The 17334-nt window shown below is 45.5% G+C and carries 15 protein-coding genes and 1 tRNA gene; 9 read left to right on the forward strand and 7 right to left on the reverse strand.

Annotation, left to right across the window (positions count from 1 at the left end):
- Window positions 1-104: 104 nt before the first annotated feature.
- Window positions 105-1076 (forward strand): glucosamine 6-phosphate synthetase, encoded by a 972-nt coding sequence (locus BMX22_RS00015; protein WP_074739886.1) that lies wholly within the window; start codon window positions 105-107, stop codon window positions 1074-1076.
- On the forward strand, window positions 1076-2251 hold the full coding sequence (locus tag BMX22_RS00020; protein ID WP_074739887.1) for a tyrosine-type recombinase/integrase: 1176 nt from the start codon (window positions 1076-1078) through the stop codon (window positions 2249-2251). The genes BMX22_RS00015 and BMX22_RS00020 overlap by 1 nt, the downstream gene beginning before the upstream one ends.
- 72 nt (window positions 2252-2323) lie before the next feature.
- On the opposite strand, the gene BMX22_RS00025 is transcribed toward BMX22_RS00020, so the two are convergent.
- Window positions 2324-3910, reverse strand: a complete 1587-nt coding sequence (locus BMX22_RS00025; protein WP_074739888.1) for a hypothetical protein — start codon at window positions 3908-3910, stop codon at window positions 2324-2326.
- A gap of 140 nt (window positions 3911-4050) precedes the next feature.
- On the opposite strand from BMX22_RS00025, the gene BMX22_RS17025 reads away from it, so the two are divergent.
- The 5 genes from BMX22_RS17025 (at window position 4051) to BMX22_RS00050 (ending at window position 8696) form a co-directional block, all read left to right on the forward strand.
- Window positions 4051-4248, forward strand: coding sequence for a helix-turn-helix domain-containing protein (locus BMX22_RS17025; RefSeq protein ID WP_074739889.1), 198 nt, complete (start codon window positions 4051-4053; stop codon window positions 4246-4248).
- Between the two features lie 74 nt (window positions 4249-4322).
- On the forward strand, window positions 4323-5483 hold the full coding sequence (locus BMX22_RS00035; protein WP_074739890.1) for a tyrosine-type recombinase/integrase: 1161 nt from the start codon (window positions 4323-4325) through the stop codon (window positions 5481-5483).
- An 86-nt stretch (window positions 5484-5569) separates the two neighbouring features.
- Window positions 5570-6931: a DNA primase family protein gene (locus BMX22_RS00040; RefSeq protein ID WP_074739891.1), complete on the forward strand. Its 1362-nt coding sequence runs from the start codon at window positions 5570-5572 to the stop codon at window positions 6929-6931.
- A 179-nt stretch (window positions 6932-7110) separates the two neighbouring features.
- Window positions 7111-7452, forward strand: a complete 342-nt coding sequence (locus tag BMX22_RS00045) for a plasmid mobilization protein (RefSeq protein ID WP_074739892.1) — start codon at window positions 7111-7113, stop codon at window positions 7450-7452.
- Window positions 7443-8696: a relaxase/mobilization nuclease domain-containing protein gene (locus BMX22_RS00050; protein WP_074739893.1), complete on the forward strand. Its 1254-nt coding sequence runs from the start codon at window positions 7443-7445 to the stop codon at window positions 8694-8696. The genes BMX22_RS00045 and BMX22_RS00050 overlap by 10 nt, the downstream gene beginning before the upstream one ends.
- Window positions 8697-8999: 303 nt before the next feature.
- Here the strand turns inward: BMX22_RS00050 and BMX22_RS00055 are convergent.
- The 5 genes from BMX22_RS00055 to BMX22_RS00075 all read right to left on the reverse strand — a co-directional run bounded on the left by BMX22_RS00055 (window position 9000) and on the right by BMX22_RS00075 (window position 13576).
- Window positions 9000-9076 (reverse strand) — tRNA-Met (locus BMX22_RS00055).
- A 311-nt stretch (window positions 9077-9387) separates the two neighbouring features.
- Complete coding sequence (locus tag BMX22_RS00060) at window positions 9388-9897, reverse strand: hypothetical protein (RefSeq protein WP_074739894.1); 510 nt, start codon at window positions 9895-9897, stop codon at window positions 9388-9390.
- Window positions 9898-10040: 143 nt separating this feature from the next.
- Window positions 10041-11561, reverse strand: a complete 1521-nt coding sequence (locus tag BMX22_RS00065; RefSeq protein ID WP_143055444.1) for a hypothetical protein — start codon at window positions 11559-11561, stop codon at window positions 10041-10043.
- Window positions 11536-12066 (reverse strand): RNA polymerase sigma factor, encoded by a 531-nt coding sequence (locus tag BMX22_RS00070; RefSeq protein WP_074739896.1) that lies wholly within the window; start codon window positions 12064-12066, stop codon window positions 11536-11538. Before BMX22_RS00070 ends, BMX22_RS00065 begins: the two co-directional genes overlap by 26 nt.
- A gap of 70 nt (window positions 12067-12136) precedes the next feature.
- On the reverse strand, window positions 12137-13576 hold the full coding sequence (locus BMX22_RS00075; protein WP_074739897.1) for an ABC transporter substrate-binding protein: 1440 nt from the start codon (window positions 13574-13576) through the stop codon (window positions 12137-12139).
- Window positions 13577-13837: 261 nt separating this feature from the next.
- Here BMX22_RS00075 and BMX22_RS00080 point away from each other — a divergent pair, with 261 nt between their 5' ends.
- The gene (locus BMX22_RS00080) at window positions 13838-14155 is read left to right on the forward strand and encodes a hypothetical protein (protein ID WP_074739898.1); all 318 of its coding nucleotides are present in this window, start codon (window positions 13838-13840) and stop codon (window positions 14153-14155) included.
- Between the two features lie 178 nt (window positions 14156-14333).
- Here the strand turns inward: BMX22_RS00080 and BMX22_RS00085 are convergent, their stop codons facing one another.
- Entirely contained in the window at window positions 14334-14789 is a 456-nt protein-coding gene (locus BMX22_RS00085) for a zinc ribbon domain-containing protein (RefSeq protein WP_074739899.1), read from the reverse strand.
- A gap of 153 nt (window positions 14790-14942) precedes the next feature.
- Between BMX22_RS00085 and BMX22_RS00090 the strand changes: the two genes are divergently transcribed.
- Entirely contained in the window at window positions 14943-17312 is a 2370-nt protein-coding gene (locus BMX22_RS00090) for a glycoside hydrolase family 9 protein (protein WP_074739900.1), read from the forward strand.
- Window positions 17313-17334 lie beyond the last annotated feature (22 nt).

Genomic DNA, 17334 nt, shown 5'->3' on the forward strand with positions numbered 1-17334 from the left:
GGTCGGCAAGCTCGAGAAGGCCCTAAAGGAAACGGCAAAGGAGTACCAACCGCCATATATTTACCGTTCAAATGCGATGGAAGGTTCAAAGGAGGAGTGATTCTATGTGTTCATTATTCGGTTGGTTAAATTATGAGGGCATCATGCCCCATAGGATGCTGAGAAAACTTACACAAGCTCTGGCTAATGCTGCCGAAGAGCGCGGCACTGACGCAGCTGGTATCAGCTATGTGAGGGACGGCGAGGTAGTTATTTACAAGCGCCCGAAACCTGCTCACAAGCTTCACTTCAATCCGCCTGACGGTACTGCTGCTATTATGGGACACACGAGGATGACCACGCAGGGGAATGAGAAGTTCAACTACAACAATCATCCCTTTTTATGTCACGCAGATATGGACTTCGCATTTGCTCACAACGGCTGCCTCTGGAACGACAAGCAGCTCCGCAAGGACAAGCTCATACCCGAGACACACATCGAGACTGATAGCTATGCAGCTTGTCAGCTCATAGAATCTCAGGGGAAGCTCGACTTTGATTCGCTGCGGTATATGTCTGAAACTGTTGAAGGCAACTTCTGCTTCACCGTACTGGATCAGTACAATTCTCTATACATTATTAAGGGCAGCAATCCAATGTGTCTTCTTCACTTCCCGGTGCTCGGGCTGTATGTCTACGCTTCCACTGAAAGTATCATGAAGAACGCTCTCCGCAGGATAGGTTTGCATAAGTTTGCCTCTGAGCGTATCAAAACAGACGAGGGAGATATCATTCGTATTGACAAAAATGGAAATATTACACGCTCGGAGTTTGAACCGAAACTTTACCGCTCCAAGTACATGAGCTGGTATGATGACTCTTCCTATTATAATATACACGAAGAGATGCTTCTCGCCTACTGCGGCTGCTATGGTGTTGACAGCGAGGACGTAGAATTACTATTGGAGTATGGCTATACCTGCGATGAGATAGAAGAAATGCTCATGGATACGAACCTGCTCCATGAGGCTCTCAGGGATGTGAAGTATATCTGCGGAGAAGAAAAGTATGAGAGTTGCTATGGAGGAGCATTCTGATGGGAACAAGACGTGGAAATAACGAAGGTTGTATTTATAAGGACAAGCAGGGGCATTGGCGTGGAGTTGTGTCCCTGCCTTCTGCTGACGGTAAGTATAAAAAGAAGTGTGTCTACGGTCGTACACGAAAAGAAGCTGCTGATAAAATGAACGAAATTCTTTCTAAACTTCGCACTAATACATATATTGAGCCAAGTAAAATAACTCTTTATGAATGGCTATGTCAATGGCTTGATGAGTATTGCAATGATATCAGGCTTACTACAAAAATCAACTACGAGACATTTATCTACCAACATATCAAGGACAGTATAGGTGGATACAAGCTATGCGATCTTAGTCCAATGATTATTCAGCAATTCTATAACGATAAGCTCAAAAACGGAAAGATCAATGGTAAAGGCGGTCTTAGTCCTAAAACACTTCGTAATCTTCATAACTTTCTGCATAAAGCTTTGAATCAAGCTGTCTTCCTTGATTTGATTGTCAAGAATCCAACTGAAGCTACCGTGCTTCCTAAGCGACAGAAAGTTGAAATGCGATACTTTACTGTTGATGAACAAAAGAAATTACAGGAAGCTATAAAAGGTAATAGGCTTGAAATGGCTATACTGCTATGTTTGTATACTGGTATAAGGCAGGGAGAACTCCTTGGTCTGACTTGGCAAAACGTTCATCTAGATATGCAAGGGCAAAGCTATATTAATATAGTTCAAACACTCAATCGTATACAAAACAAAGATAAAAATGCATCTACAAGAACACTGCTGATGTTAAATGAGCCTAAAACTAAAAACTCATTTCGTATGATTCCGCTACTTCCGGATATAGCTAAAAAGCTCTATGAACATCGTACCCAACAAGCCGAATATCTTGAAAAGAATGGCTATCCACAAACTGATTTTGTGATTGCTTCAACAGTTGGAACGCCTATTGATCCGAGATGCTTTCAGCGAGATTTTAAGATAATACTGGATAAAAACGGCATTCGTCAAGTTAATGTACATGGATTACGTCATACTTTTGCTACAAGAGCGCTGGAATCAGGGATGAGCGTAAAAACGCTGTCAAAAATACTTGGTCATGCAAGCGTAGGTTTCACGCTTGATACATACGCCCATGTGACCGAGCAATTAAAGGTATCGGAGATATCAGGTATGCAGGGATTTCTCTAAAGCTTTTAAAATGGCTTTCGCCCCTTTATGGGGCGAAATGCTGTTATTATGAAAGAGTTACGAAATCAAATACTACTCCTGCAACAAATCGCATATAAGAATTAAATAATTATGTAGTTTCGAATACGGATTAGTATCGATTAAATCAAACGGAACAAAAATATTGTTGTTATCCTTGCTCCCTATGGATATTACCACCTGTAATTCCATAATTGAAATATTAGATTTGTATCGCTCAAATAAGCCTTTCTCTTCTGCTAGTATCTGAAATATATCCGCATACTTTTTTATTCTGCTAATAAAGAATCTTTTATTAGTTTTAGATAATCTGTTCTTGATAAATTGCATACTCCATGAAAAAGTTCTTTTTTCATTTCTAAAAAGTTTTTTCTCTATGAAATTACAATAAGAATCTATGGAATACAGTAAGGTCTCTAACATTATTCTTTTTATATCACTATCGCCTAATCCGTTTTTAGATAAACAGTCAATACCTTTTTTCAATTTTGGGTTATAATCCGCAATAGATTGGATTACTTGAGCATCCGAACTCTTGATATCCAAAACAATTCTTTTAGTCAATGAGAGAATACTGGCTAAGGTAGATAACACGGAATTCAAATAATTGTCTTGTTCATGTTCTAACAGGGAATGATATTTATTACATAACTCATTATATGCGGCTTCTTTAATAGCATTATTAAACTGATAAATGCTTGTAGTTTTGCCTTGAGGAAAAGAATTAATGCCAAGCACTTGAGTTGTTTCATTTTTAGATAGTGTTGTACCAAAACAAAAAAACCTCGGAAGAAAGTTACCTTCAAAATGGGGAGGAATCATTTCAAATTCATATACACCGTCCTCAAGAATAGTAGTGCCGTTTACGTTGAAAAATGTATTTGCTATATCTGACCATTGTTCAGTTCTATTTAGTATTCTATTTATAGAATCTTCATTAAATGCTCTATTTGTATCTGGCTTAAGATATTCGATTTTAAAACAGATTCTTGGATTATAACTTAAGCTTGCGCCATATGTAAAGTCATTCGTAGAAAAGAACCTAAAATAGTTACATTCTTCCTTAATATTATTACTATCACAAATAAACTCAACATCTTTATTTAGTGCATTAGCATACATTAAATCGATTACCTTATCAAATTGAACTATATATTTGATATTATTTATAGCCATCATAAATCCTTCTGAAATATCATCAAATTGGTAAGAGGTTCTTTTTTCTGTATCTTCATCAGTATCAAATATAATAGGAAGTATTTCAGTGGTAATTATTTTGAAAATAAACTTTGACAGAAGAGCTATGTCATTAGAATTACTAAGGTAGTCAGGTAACATTACATCAAGTCTTCTAAAATAGATAATGGCGTTGTTAATAGCATCGTTTCTAGTAAAGTTGCATTCTCCACTGCTATTATTATTTACAAATTCCTCTTTATCGACGTTAAAAGTGATATCAAATACCTTTTCGTAATGCTTCCTATATTTTAATGAAAAATTATTCTTATCAAACAACCCATTCACACCCATGACTATTCTTCCAGATTTGCTGCGAATGTAATTATCATAATTAAATGTAGTGATTCCAAAAATAGTTTCTAACAAATCTCTAAAGCATTCTTTCCTCTGAATTTTTTTCATAATGTCCTCCATTATTTCCTCGAATTTTTTTCGAGTCAAGTTTCTAAACTTTTGCAATCGACAACACGGCTATGTGTATGATATTATAATATCATGGAACGGAGCTCCTATCCAACTTCTTCCGAAGGGAGGCGATTTGGGTGAACAATTCCAAGCTTTGCCTGACCGTCAGTGAAGCGGCTATACAGCTGAATATCAGCAGATCAAAGCTGTATCAGCTGCTTCGGGACGGCGACATTCCTCATATGAAGGTCGGACGAAAGATACTCATTCCGTCCGCCGAGTTAAGGGAATGGCTTCATACACAATCCACCTACTCCAGTAACTTGAAAATTTAATATAGTGAGGTGATAATCATGACATTACTTTCATATGTCCGTATATCCACCTTTTCGGAGGAGGATGACAGATAATGGGTACGCGCAGAGCTAACGGTGAGGGATGCATCACTAAGTTCCGCAATGGTTATCGTGGTAAGCTTTGTCATAGCGGTAAATGTAAATACATATATGGCAAGACTAAGAAGGAAGTCGCAGCGAAGCTTCAACAACTTAGGGCTGACATAAAAAGCGGCGTCAACATCTTCGCACCTATGATGACATTTCAGGAACTCCTTGAACGCTATCTCTCATCATACACTCCTGATATCCGTGCTTCAACGCGGCAGAACTACGAAGGATATTATGATAAGATCATAAAGAATCCTATCGCAGGTACTGCTGTATGCAAGCTGAAAGCAGATGATTTTCAAGAGCTGGCGAATTGGCTTTACACAGCTGGGAGGAGTGATGGAAACGGTGGGTTGTCACCAAAGACTGTCCGCAATATTTTTAACTTCATCAGCGCGGCTATGAAGGCTGCTCAAGCTAATGCCCTCATAGCCAGTGATCCTTCAAAGTTTGTAAATCTCCCGAAGCAGCACAATATCGAGAAACCAATTCTCAGTACAAGAGAAGTACAAAGGCTTATCGATGTTGCTGAAGGCGAATGGGCTATAGGGATATACATACTTGCCAATACCGGTTTACGCAGCGGAGAGTGTCTTGGCCTTCGGGCAGATTGTTTATGCTATGAGGCCGGAATCCCGTATCTCGATGTCAAACACAGTTTGCGTCGAGTTAAGATGTTCGATGCTAAGCCTGGGCAGGCTAAGTCTCAACTCAAGTTGACTGACCTAAAAACAGACTACTCACGCCGTAAGATCCCACTTTCGCAGGAGGTCGCAGAGCATATCAAAGCTCATCTCAAGCATCTGCACGAAAAGGCAGCGAGTTCTTACGGTGTGTTCAATGAGAATCCTTTTCTCGTTTGCAACGAGTTAGGCGAGGCGGTCGAACCGAGTAGTTTCAGGAAATACTTCAACAAGACAGTTGAGGTAGCTGGTCTACCAAGGACAACTACTCAGCATACCCTTCGTCACAGTCGTTGTTCTCATCTGATTCAACAAGGGTGTTCTCCGAAGCTTGTTTCGCTCTATTGCGGACACAGTGACAGTGCCTTTACTTTGTCACGGTACTGTCATTACACCTTGGCGGATATCCATATGGAACTCGAATCACATGGGGCTGGTTAATTGGAATACTCTTTCTGTAATAACCGGACAAATCGGACAAACAGACACGACAGGGCGGGGCGTTGCCCCGCTCAGAAAGGAAAATAATGAACATATACGAAATGGTCTCGGAGAGAACAAAAGGCTTGAGCAAAATTCTAATCAAGAATTCCAAAGAAGCATTTTCAGATATCTGTAATGCGTTGCTTCAGCTCAAGATTCTTCTCTTCTTCAATTTCATGCCTGTTCTGGACATGATTAATTATAAAAAGTGCATAACGGAAGAGGTAGCGATTGCTGTCATTCGCGCTCTACTCACGGAAGCTGATTCACTCAGTGTCTCAGATGGTATCATTAAGGATATCCTGGAAAGACTGCGCTACTCACCGCAATTGCAAATCGACTTGGACAAGGGCTTCCGCCTCGGGCAGATGTATGTCAACTGCAAGAACGGTGTCTACGATATAACGAAGAAAAAGCTGACCAAGCTGAAAACACCAATAGACTTCTCCTACATCGCGGGCTTTGAGTACATTCCAAACTCGGAGCTTGATAAAGCACCGCATTTCAAGCAGTTCATCTTAACGAGCGTTGGCATGGAAAATCTTCCTTGCCTCTTGAGAATATTGGGCTATTGCGTTAGCTCTTTGACAAAAGGCAGACGCGGATGCCTTCTTATAGGCAAGGGAAAAACAGGCAAGTCGGTGCTATTAAATGTTTTACAAAGCATTTTTGACCCGGACCTTGTCTCTCATCAGCCATTTCATCTCATGGGAACTGAAAAATCCCGCTGGCATTATTATGGAAAAAGGATAAACATAAGCAGAGACAACAGCAGTACCCCGATGAAGGATGAGGAAGCGTTTAAATCGCTTATTTCATGTGAAGAGACCATCGGACGCGAAGTTTACCAGAAATATATAAATTTCACGCCCACATTGAAGTTTATCTTCGCAAGCAATTGGCCTCTGTGTTTTGCTCACCCGGATGAGGCGGTCTATGATCGCTTAGTCGTTATTCGCTTTACTCGCACAATTCCCGACGAGATGGTTGACTTCGAGCTTGAAGAAAAACTGAAAAGTGAAGTTGACGTCATATTCTCGCTTGCAGTCGATACGTTAAAAGAATTGATTGAATCGAAATATGACTTCCAAATGGCTGACGATGCCGTTGAATACTTGGCTCAGCAGCGTTCACAGGTACTTACGGTCCAGGATTTCTTTAAGGATGAGGTAAAACTTGATCCCGAAGGAACCGTGGGTTCTGAAGAACTGTACACGCGCTATGTGGAGTATTGTAGCATCAATTCGATGTCTCCTATGGGTCGAAACACGTTCAAAGATAAGATGCGGAACATAGATTCATCAATCAAGTGCGACAAGGTATACGATTGCAACAGAAAGCGTGTCAACGGATACAAGGGTATCAGATTCGCAACTGTTGAGGAGATAGAGGCTAAAAAAAGATAATGATAACTATTATCAAGAAGTTGTGCTGCTGCATCTGTGGCAGCACAGCTAAAAAAAAAGAACAATCATATTTCCCAAGGAACTTTGCGAAGAGCTATAATGAGTGCATTGTATATGCATTTCACGTGTAGTGATTTGTGGAGTATTATTCCGAAATGTAATGAAAAAGGAGTATAAAAATGAATAGAGATTCCACTATACAGGTTAGACTGACAGAAGAAGAGAAACAGTCTATAATCAAAAATGCAGAAAGGGCAAACATTCCCCAAGCCAGCACCTACCTGCGTTGCATCGGTGTCGAAGAAGGAAAAGTAATTTTCCTCGACAAGGGCGGATATATTCCCCGTACACTGATTGAGATCAACGATAAGATTACCGGCGCATTGCGCAGCGGAAAAATCTCCGATGATCTCGGGCGTGAAATAAAGGCGCTTCTGGCTGACGTGATGTGTAAATTCACAGATGTGTCAGAAAGGCTTTCAACGATCCGTGATGAGGAGGATGATGATGTATGTCATTAATCCTAGCGCGACAGGGTGATAATCGTAAGACCGAAGATCTTCGGGCGATTTATGATTACTGCACTGACACGGTAAAGACTCAAGATAAGAGGTATACGGAAACCCTCGGCACATTGACGGATGATCCGCTCAAAGAAATGATCGAGGTGAAACGTATTTTCGGCAAGTTAGATGGAAGGCAGTACTTGCAGATAATTGCATCTCCAACTCCATTCAACAACAACATCTCTGATGACGAATTCATGGACATGGCTAAGGAAATCGGTGATTTCTACTATGCTCTGGGCTTCCAGTGTACTGTTTCTGTCCATTTTGACACGAAAAGAAGGCATATTCACCTGATATCCAATTCGGTATCATTTATAAACGGAAAGAAATTCTCACAAGGCCTGAGTCAGCTCAACCGGTTTAAGCTTCACTGCAATAAAGTATTCCAAAAATATGGATTCGACATTGTGACAAGACCAACGGAAAAGATAAATGATACAAAGAAATATTCGTTCAATGACGGCTACGATTTCCTTGAAGCTTTCGATGAGATCGCTGATGATGTCGCATTCGACGTGTATGATGTAACGCAGAACACAAGCAATGGTGAAACTCCTCAGGCAAGGAAAAACTATAATCCAGACGCTCCGAAAAAAGGTTTCAATCGCTTTTTTGCGGCGGAATCAGAAACCTACCGAGACTATTATACCCCAAGGGAAAACTCCAACGAAAAGGCATTTGACATCAAAGATGCATGGGCACCTAAAAGCGAATTAAGACCCATGGCGCCATTTGACAGTGCCAACATCCTGCCATCGATAGTCATAAAAGAACAAGCTCCGGACAACTACGGTATCGTGGACTACTTCGAGGGAAGCTCAGGTTCAACAATGCACATCGATGGTCGCAGGGTGATAGATGTCTATGTACCAGATAGTGTTAAGCCTAGTGATATAAGCAGCATTGTAACCAGAATCCCATCAAGAGATGAAAAAGCCATAATCAAAAATGCTGCAGCGGCTAAGGCTGGGTTATATCGAAGCGGTGACGAGTCGCCGGTATCGGTCAATGTAACCGACCAAGTCAGAATACATTTCAAAAGCGGAGAGGTCATATCAGATTTGTTAGGTAATGAAAAAAAGAAGGAGTTTTCCTTTCGAGCTCTGTCCGAATACCTCGGTCACTTGTCACACATACTAAACAATTATCGTTACGCAGATTTAAGTGATTCTGACGATGAAGAGGACGAAGACTAATCACAAACACTTTTAATCAATTGATTTTACATTTGCAGCTCCTTTGGGAGCTGCTTTTTTTATTATACACTATCAATTGTTTTTTTGCAATAACCAGATATAAATCCCTATGAGATTTATGTTATATTTTTGAATTAAGGTACATTTGGTGTACAGTTCCTTATTATTACAGATAATCCAAAAATATAACTGCTCGCAAGATAGTATAGAATTCGTCCTGCGAGCAGTTGCTTATAGTCGATACGAGCCTGTATTCAGGCAAAAATAAAAGGCACTATATTTTGCAATATAGTGCCAAAATTCTGGTTGCGGCGGCTGGATTTGAACCAACGACCTTCGGGTTATGAGCCCGACGAGCTACCTAGCTGCTCCACACCGCGATATAACAAATGTCTCGTACGACTATATTATTATATCACGCTTAAAGCGGGATGTCAACAGTTACACATATATTTTTTTATTTTAACTTTAAAATCGGCAGCTTGAAACCGAACCTCTGCTGCCGGAAGGTTTTTATTGCTGTTCCCGATGTGTTTGCTCAAGGCAAAAAAATCTTTTCCTCCACTGAACAAAAACGTTAACATTGGACCGGGATAGATCCCATAGAAAAGAATAACGGACGACTTAAACAATAAACAGTGTCTCTCTTTTTCATAAAAATCCGGGGTGGGAACAGCAAACGGAAAGAACCTTAGAGGTCGATTTCCATTTCGACGGTATTATTGACATAATCGAGCGCAGTCTGCGCTTTGGAGAGCTCTTCCGATAGGGCGAGGTAGTCTCTGTCTGCCTGTTCGATATCGTAGTTGGCGTATCGGTAGTCGATAATGGTATTACCGCGCGAAAACCCCGCACTCTCACGTACCTTCGGGAGTGCGTCCTTCATCTGTGAGAGCCTCATACAGCGTCTGCTGAGCTGCGGGAGGAACACGAGCATTTCGTCGATAGTGATACCGTATTCGGGGATGACGGTTGTGGAGTTGAAAACGTTCATAGCGTGCTTGAGTTTCCGTATTTTTGCCTCGACCTCGTTCTGCTGCTCCTGAGAAGTGGTATAGTCATAGTCAGGGCGGACGGATTCAGGGTCCTCGCCGAGAGCAGCAAGGAAACTTCGAGTATTCTCCTCGCGGTATTGTAACGTCCTGAGCTCGTCGTTGAGCTGTCTTAGCAGCTTAGCTGCCTGAGCTGATGTCATTTTCATAGCATAAACCTCCCGAAATAAACTTATGTGCAGTAATTATACCATATGGGAGAAAAAATATCAAGAGATTGGAGGAAAAAATTGATGAACTCGGAGACCGTAAAAAGAAAGGCTGCTCCGTGATACAGAGCAGCCGAATGTGCTTATTTAGAATATAAGTCGATATCGCGGAGGTCTACGACGGGAGCATTGCGGAAATATGAGCCCATTGTGCTTCCTGCGTATCCTGTATCGTCGCAGAACATTAGGTAGCCGATGTCGTCGTCATCGACCTCAAATGCGAGCTGAACGTCTGTACTCTCGCCCGCGCCGAGGATAACGCTGTTTTTGCCGCCCTTATTGTCGGAGTTGAAGGAGAAAAATCCGCCGCGGTCATGTGAGAGCTTTACGTTGTCATTGACTGTGTCAGAGCCTTCAATGCGAATCGGGTCCTCGACAAAGCTGAAATGACCGTTATCATAGCAGCACATATGCGGTGAAATGCCGTATTCTATCTCGTGGTCGCTGTTGTTGGTGTAGGTGAGGTCAAGCACTACTACGCGCTTCTTGATATTCTCCGATGTGACAATACCGTTCGGGTCTCCGTTGGGAGTATTCGAGTACCATGTACGCAGGCAGGGCTTTATCTTGCCGTTCTCGTCGAGGAAGCCGCTGTAGTCATAGTCCCAGCCGCACGCATCGGTGGTTATGCCGTCGAGATTGTCCAGTACGCGGGCGCTGTTTACAGTGATATCGCATACCCCGTCGCATATGTCGCTGGTATAGGTCTCGCCTATCTGATAGAGGTGTACGTCATCGAGGCCGACCTCGGTGAAGTGAGAATCGTAGTAATATTCGTCCGAATATCTCGGCAGTGGCGAGCTGTCCTTCCAGAGCACGAAGTTGAACTCATCGGGCTCGCAGTCAACGAGCTCCATGCCCTCGCATACCTTTTTCAGCTCTTCGTCGGAGTAGCTGTTGTCGATATGGAGAGTAACAAGATAGGGCGAATCGTTGAACAGCACGAATACGAAACGGCTGTACATATGAGCTGCTTCTTCGTCTGTATCATTGAACGAGCGTGCATATCTGACGATAACGTGTTTGCCTTCGAGGTCGTATTCCTCGGAGTCCCAGCGAAAATTCTCCTGGATATAATCGGCGTTTCCGTCTGTAACGAACCGTGCATAACTCATTCCGCCGCCTGTGTTATCATCGTGATATTTGCCCGCGTACGGACCGTCCTCGTTGTAAACCAAACCCTCGGGCACGTAATTGAGCTGCACATCTTTGAAGCCGTAGCACCTGACGTCCTCAAGGCTTATGGTATCTTCCGCCATTGTCTCCGCGAGCGCTTCTGCTGTTGTCTCCTCGGCGGCAGTCGTCTCGGTGAGCTCGCCCATATCAGTGGCAGGGGAGGATGCTCCGCCGCTGTGACCTGCAAAAAATACCGCAGTCGGTACTATCGTGAACGCTGCTGCTGCTGCCGCTATGGACAGCGCTATCCTGCGTCCGCGGTGGTTTTTATTGTCAACTTTTCTTCTTTTCATTGTAATACCTCTCGTCATCGTATATTTGCGGGAATTGTAGCTGTGCGAGAAGGTGTGCTCGTCGTTTGACGAGAATGCCTCTTCGACTATCTTGTCCCACTCTTTTTTATCAGGTAATCTTGAAGTTTTCATCATCAGGCTCTCCCTTCATACTAATAAGTCGTTTTTTGATACGTTCAAAGCGCTTGCGCGCGGCGGCTTCCGTAATGGAGAGCCTTTCTGCGGTCTCTCTCCAGCTCAGTCCGTAGCCGCACCTCAGCTCGACCATACGCCGCTCCTCAGCGGTAAGGCAGCCGAGTATCTCCGACGGCTGCCGCGCGAAGACCTCGCGCTCGATGTCGGTGTTCTCGTCGGGCAGCTGCAAAGCCTCGTCGATAGTGGCTTCGCGGTTGTAGAAGTGTCTGCGCTTTCGGTACTGCTCTATAGAGGTGCTTCGTATCACCTTAATGATGTACTTTTTCGTTTTCGGAGAGTCGGGCTCGCCGATACGCCTGAGGTGTCTGATGATCCGCAGGAACGCTTCTGAGACGGAATCCTCCGCCGCCTGACTGTCGCCCAGCACGGCAAAAGCTATCCTGTACATCGGCTGCTCATAGATATCGTAGAGCCGCCGAAGCTTTTCAGAATCTGCTATTGTCATTCTTCCACCTCCTGTTTATTTTTGGACGTCCTGTATAATATAACGACCGAGAGATAAAAAATGTGACATCTTATGCCTGTTCGCTTATCCAGATAGACCCACGGCTTTGTATATGGTCAACGGCAGTGTCGACGTCCTGCTCACCGTGGAGATATGCCCCGACTTCTTCCTCTATGATTTTGAACAGCTCGCTGTCTATGGCAGAGCATTCCCAGCGGTCAATGGAATCCATATACTCGTCGATGAAGTCGATGTCCGCTTGATCATATTCACGTTTGCCTATCAGAGTTATTTCTCTACCGTTTGCAGTCTGACTTTCAGTGCTTAGATAATCGCCGTTTATCGTGCCCTCGGCGATTCTTTTGCGTGCGGCATTATTTATCGGGAAGCCCTTGAACTCGAACTGCACGATATTGCCATCAGGAGAACCATTGTTGCGGGCGTAGTGCTCGAACTGGTAGTCCTCCCTGTAGAATTCGCGCAGGAACTTCCATGCCGCCTGCTGCTTCTCCTCGGAGATGTTTGCTCGAATCGCGCACTCCTCCATGCCGCAGAGAAAAGCGCCGTCCCTGCCTGATGTGGGATAGCCGACGAGGGTGTAGCTTCCGTCATTGAGATGCGTGAAAGCGACGGCATTAAGGGCGCTATCGTGTTCCTCGACTATAGCTTTTCCGTAGTCCGTCAGCAGGAATTGCTTCACAAGCTGCGGGTTGCCATGGACTGTTTGGTCATCTCTCTTTTCTCCCATATTGCTCTCGAAGGTTCCGCAGAATTCGAGCATTTTGCGGAAGTCGGGGTCGTCAAAGTGCACCTCGCATTTTTTGTAGTCAACGAAATAAGGTGTATTAGCACGGAGCACATCGTAGTATATGCCCTCGGAGACTGTCGACCAGTTCACCGTCGAGCCCTCGGGCATATTGTCCCAGTGCTCGATGAACTCGTCAATAGTCCAGTTGGGGGTCGTGCCGCCGTATTCACTTTTACTTATCATCGTTTTCGCGCAGTAGTAGGTCGGGATGGAGTACAGCTTGCCGTCCCGCTCGCATAGCCCGAGAATGTGGCTGTTGAGGGTGTCGCGGTTGACCTCGGGGTCGTCCTCCATAAATTTATAGAGGTCGACGAAGCCGCCCTTGCGCTTGAATATCTCGAACTTTGCCGCATTGCCGAACGAGAACGTGCCGACGAGGTCGATAGTGTCCTTGTTGATGAGCTCCTGCGTGACATCGAAGTCTACCTGCTGCTGTATATCAGAGGTGAAGGCTTGCTCATTGCAGTACGACTTGACCTCCACGCGCACGCCGTTGTCCTCGGCGTTGAAGCGGTCGATGAGCTCCTGCATAGCCTCGTTCGGCTTAGTCGAGTAGGCGATGGTTAGAACGATGTCCTCCGCGGGCTTGTCCGAGACCGTACCTCCCGATGATACGCCGCTTTCGTTCTGAGAGACAGACTTAGTCCCGCAGCCTGTAAGGATAGTCGTTGCCGCAAGTAAAGCGGCTAATGATCTTTTCATAAGTATACCTCCTGAAAGAATTATCTGAGACAGTGCTCACAAATAAGTGCATTTCGAGGGGCAAAAAGACGAAACTTCACAAAAAATTCACAAATATTCTGCGTTGTGAACAAATCGGACGCCTGCTTTTTGTACAGGATATACTAAAAAACAGACCTGTACGAGTTCGCAGCTAAGAAAACGGAAATATCTTCCCGCGTGACTTGAAATTTATGTTGATCTATGATATAATGTGATTATAATCTGAAAGGAGGGGTCACAATGATCCTTAATAAAGAAGCATACTGGGGAATCATGGACTATGTATTCAAGAATCTTCATTTTATCGAGGAGTGCATGAATCCGAGCGAAATGATAAACATTGACACAGCAGAGGAGAAAAATGTCTGGCTTGGTGACCTCATAAAGGAGTATGAGTCCGAGAAGTGCCCAAGGGAAGCCATTCTCAGTGCTCTTCATATCCTTCTCGCACGTGACCTTGTAAAGGTGCTTTACGTGGCACAGAAGAAGGACTATCGTCTCATTGACCTCACAAGCAAGGGCTATGAGGAGTACCTTGACCATATGCAGGTATTGTGAGCCGTTAAACTGAATCAAAAACAAGCCCGAAGGCGGGATCATAACCGCTTTCGGGCATTTTGTCTTATGTCAGGGGATTTCTGTGCGGGATGTCGGGAAATGCATACCCCAAGGACACTTCCTTCGGGCAGTGCGGTTTCGGTACGAAGCCGTCAGGCGGGCTTAGTACGGTGCTTAATCAAGACTTTTCCGCACGCTGTCTCCAGTATTTGAGCTTTGGCAGCATATCGCTCAGATACGCGCGTACCTCAGTCTCAGGGTGTTCGGCGCTCGCCATATGCTCCGCGCAGAAGTCGATGAGCTTATCAATATCGGTATACGCGAATTTTCCGTCAGAATAGCACCATTTGCAGTAGTCGGTGTTGAGCGCACCGTCCTTCTCGCTGCTTACTACAGCGGCATTGAGCGGCATTCCGCAGCACTGGCAGACAGAATTCCCCGTCAGACCCAGCAGCTCATCCACAGATACACCGAACAGCTCCGACAGCAGCTTCAGCGTATCCGTATTCGGTACGGTATCGCCGTTTTCCCAGCGAGAAACAGCCTGTCGGGTTACAAACACCTTTTCGGCGACTTCCTCCTGTGACATACCCATTTTCATGCGAAGCTGATTGATGATAGTTTTAGTTTCCATAAAGCTTCACCTCCTGTAATGATTATACCATTTGGCTTGGATTTGGTCAAGCAACACGCTGTTGCTGAAAAAGACCGCAAGTATTGATTTGACAACTGCGCGGATTTGCGATAAAATTAGGATGATGAAAAATCTCACGAAAGGAATGACGATATGAAGCTGTTCAAACGCTTTATCATTCTTGCGGCGGCTGCCGTGACGGCTGTATCGGCATCGGCGCTGCCCGTAATGGCGGCTGCCACTCCCGACAAAGTCGACTACAACGAGACCGAGAACAACTGGGCTAAGCTGCTCCAGTACACGCTCTTCTTTTACGACGCCAATATGTGCGGAACTGCCGTCGAGGAGAACAATCGCCTCTCATGGCGCGGTAACTGCCACACATATGACGCAAAGGTGCCCATGCAGCCCATCGACGACAACCATGCGGGCACGAATATGTCTGCCTCCTTCATGAAGCAGTACAAGGATATCCTCGACCCCGACGTTGACGGATATATCGACGTTTCGGGCGGATTCCACGACGCTGGCGACCACGTCAAGTTCGGACTTCCCGAGGCGTATGCGGCGTCGGTGGTATCGTGGGGCTACTATGAATTCCGCGATGCCTACGAGCAGACGGGACAGGCTGACCACGCCGAGACCATTTGCCGCTACTTCTGCGATTACTTTATGCGGAGCACCTTCCGCGATGAAAACGGCGACGTGATAGCTTTCTGCTATCAGGTCGGCGACGGAAGCGTCGACCATGAATACTGGCAGTCACCCGAGATAGACGCCATGGGGCGTCCCGCCTTCTTCGCGACCTCCGACCTCCCGACGACGGACGACGTCTCAGAGAGTGCGGCGGCTCTCGCGATCAATTACTGCAACTTCAAGGACACCGACCCCGAATATGCCGAAAAATGCCTTGATTACGCAAAGGCACTCTTCGACTTCGCAAACAAAAACGACAAGGCAGTCGGACCTCCTGGCGAGGGACCGATGAGCTTCTACACCTCGAGCAAGTGGGAGGACGATTTCTGCTTTGCGGCAGGCTGGCTCTACCTCATCACCCGCGACCATGACTATCTTGCGGCGTGTGAGAAGTATATCGACTACTATGCGCCTCCGGGATATGTCCTCTGCTGGAACGATATGTGGAACGGCGTAGGGCTTATATTCGGCAGGATTCAGGACATCTACCCCGAGGTCTGCGAGGAGACCCGCGTCGCCATTGGACGCGGTCCGTATGAGGTGCTTGATTTCTGGGAAATGGAAGCCAAGGCGGTGAACACCGTTATGAACAAGACCGCAAATATGACGCCTCAGGGTTACTTCCACCTTGATACGTGGGGAAGCGCCCGCTATAACACGGCTGTCCAGTTCACAGCCCTCGTCTACGACAAGTACATGAAGGGAAAGGACGTCTATAACCCGAAGAATCCCGATTACACGTTCACGAAGTGGGCACTCGGTCAGATGGAATACATCATCGGTGACAATGAGCTCGGCAGGAGCTACGTTGTCGGATACGGAGACAATTCTGTAAAATATCCGCATCACCGCGCTGCTTCGGGACTTACAAAATGCGAGGACACAGCCGAGCACAAGCACGTTCTTTACGGAGCACTTGCGGGCGGTCCCGACGAGAATGACGAGCACAACGACGTCACCAAGGACTGGGTCTACAACGAGGTCACTATCGACTACAATGCCGCTATAGTAGGTGCAGCGGCAGGACTTTACCTCTATAAAGAAGGCAAGGACGCGAATGGCAGCCCCATGAAGCCCGAGCCGAACTTCCCGCCTGTTGAGAAGCAGGACGATACAGACCTCTTCTCGGGCGGTGAATTCTGGGCATCAGGCTATTGTTCCGAAGCTCCCGAGGCAACGGGTTCGGGCGTGACGAAGCTGACCTTCTTTGTGAACACCGATTCCCTCGAGCCGCACGACGATATCTCCATCCGCTACTATTTCAGTATTGCCGAGTTTGAGAATAAGGAGATACCGAGCAGCTTTGTCCTGCAAAAGACCTACGATCAGGTCGAGACAGAGGTCACTGACAAATCTGCAACTCTCTCCAAGCCCCAACACTACAAGGACGATATTTATTACATCGAGATATCGTGGGAAGGCTATGCTATCGCAAATTCTAACAAGAAGTACCAGCTCATCATCGGCAATTACTTCGGCGAGGCGTGGGACTCCTCCAACGACTGGAGCAGAAAGGGCATGGTCGACCTCACCGAGGAGGGCGAGGACTACGACAACATTGTCGGCGGAGTAGAGTTTGCAAAGAAGTGCGAGAACGTATGCGTTTATGCAGACGGCAAGCTCATCGGCGGCACCGAACCCGATGGCACCAAGCCTGCCAAGGTATACAAGGTGGCACAGCTCGTGCGCCTGCGGAAAATGCTCCTCGGCGAGTCGCCGTTCAGCAGCAGTGATGCGGCAGAGCAGTTCGACTTCAACTCCGACGGCAGAGTTGATATGTTCGACGAGATACTTCTCAGAAAGCTTCTTGTATCGCAGTCCAAATAAAAGCTGATTCCTGTCCGAGTGC

The sequence above is a fragment of the Ruminococcus sp. YRD2003 genome, from assembly GCA_900109435.1.
Taxonomy (GTDB): domain Bacteria; phylum Bacillota; class Clostridia; order Oscillospirales; family Ruminococcaceae; genus Ruminococcus; species Ruminococcus flavefaciens_G.

Bases quoted from the DNA above. Each gene is read 5' to 3' on its own strand.
- BMX22_RS00015 (WP_074739886.1), top strand. From the start codon at position 105: ATGTGTTCATTATTCGGTTGGTTAAATTATGAGGGCATCATGCCCCAT.
- BMX22_RS00020 (WP_074739887.1), top strand. From the start codon at position 1,076: ATGGGAACAAGACGTGGAAATAACGAAGGTTGTATTTATAAGGACAAG.
- BMX22_RS00025 (WP_074739888.1), bottom strand. From the start codon at position 3,910: ATGAAAAAAATTCAGAGGAAAGAATGCTTTAGAGATTTGTTAGAAACT.
- BMX22_RS00035 (WP_074739890.1), top strand. From the start codon at position 4,323: ATGGGTACGCGCAGAGCTAACGGTGAGGGATGCATCACTAAGTTCCGC.
- BMX22_RS00040 (WP_074739891.1), top strand. From the start codon at position 5,570: ATGAACATATACGAAATGGTCTCGGAGAGAACAAAAGGCTTGAGCAAA.
- BMX22_RS00045 (WP_074739892.1), top strand. From the start codon at position 7,111: ATGAATAGAGATTCCACTATACAGGTTAGACTGACAGAAGAAGAGAAA.
- BMX22_RS00050 (WP_074739893.1), top strand. From the start codon at position 7,443: ATGTCATTAATCCTAGCGCGACAGGGTGATAATCGTAAGACCGAAGAT.
- BMX22_RS00060 (WP_074739894.1), bottom strand. From the start codon at position 9,897: ATGAAAATGACATCAGCTCAGGCAGCTAAGCTGCTAAGACAGCTCAAC.
- BMX22_RS00065 (WP_143055444.1), bottom strand. From the start codon at position 11,561: ATGATGAAAACTTCAAGATTACCTGATAAAAAAGAGTGGGACAAGATA.
- BMX22_RS00070 (WP_074739896.1), bottom strand. From the start codon at position 12,066: ATGACAATAGCAGATTCTGAAAAGCTTCGGCGGCTCTACGATATCTAT.
- BMX22_RS00075 (WP_074739897.1), bottom strand. From the start codon at position 13,576: ATGAAAAGATCATTAGCCGCTTTACTTGCGGCAACGACTATCCTTACA.
- BMX22_RS00080 (WP_074739898.1), top strand. From the start codon at position 13,838: ATGATCCTTAATAAAGAAGCATACTGGGGAATCATGGACTATGTATTC.
- BMX22_RS00085 (WP_074739899.1), bottom strand. From the start codon at position 14,789: ATGGAAACTAAAACTATCATCAATCAGCTTCGCATGAAAATGGGTATG.
- BMX22_RS00090 (WP_074739900.1), top strand. From the start codon at position 14,943: ATGAAGCTGTTCAAACGCTTTATCATTCTTGCGGCGGCTGCCGTGACG.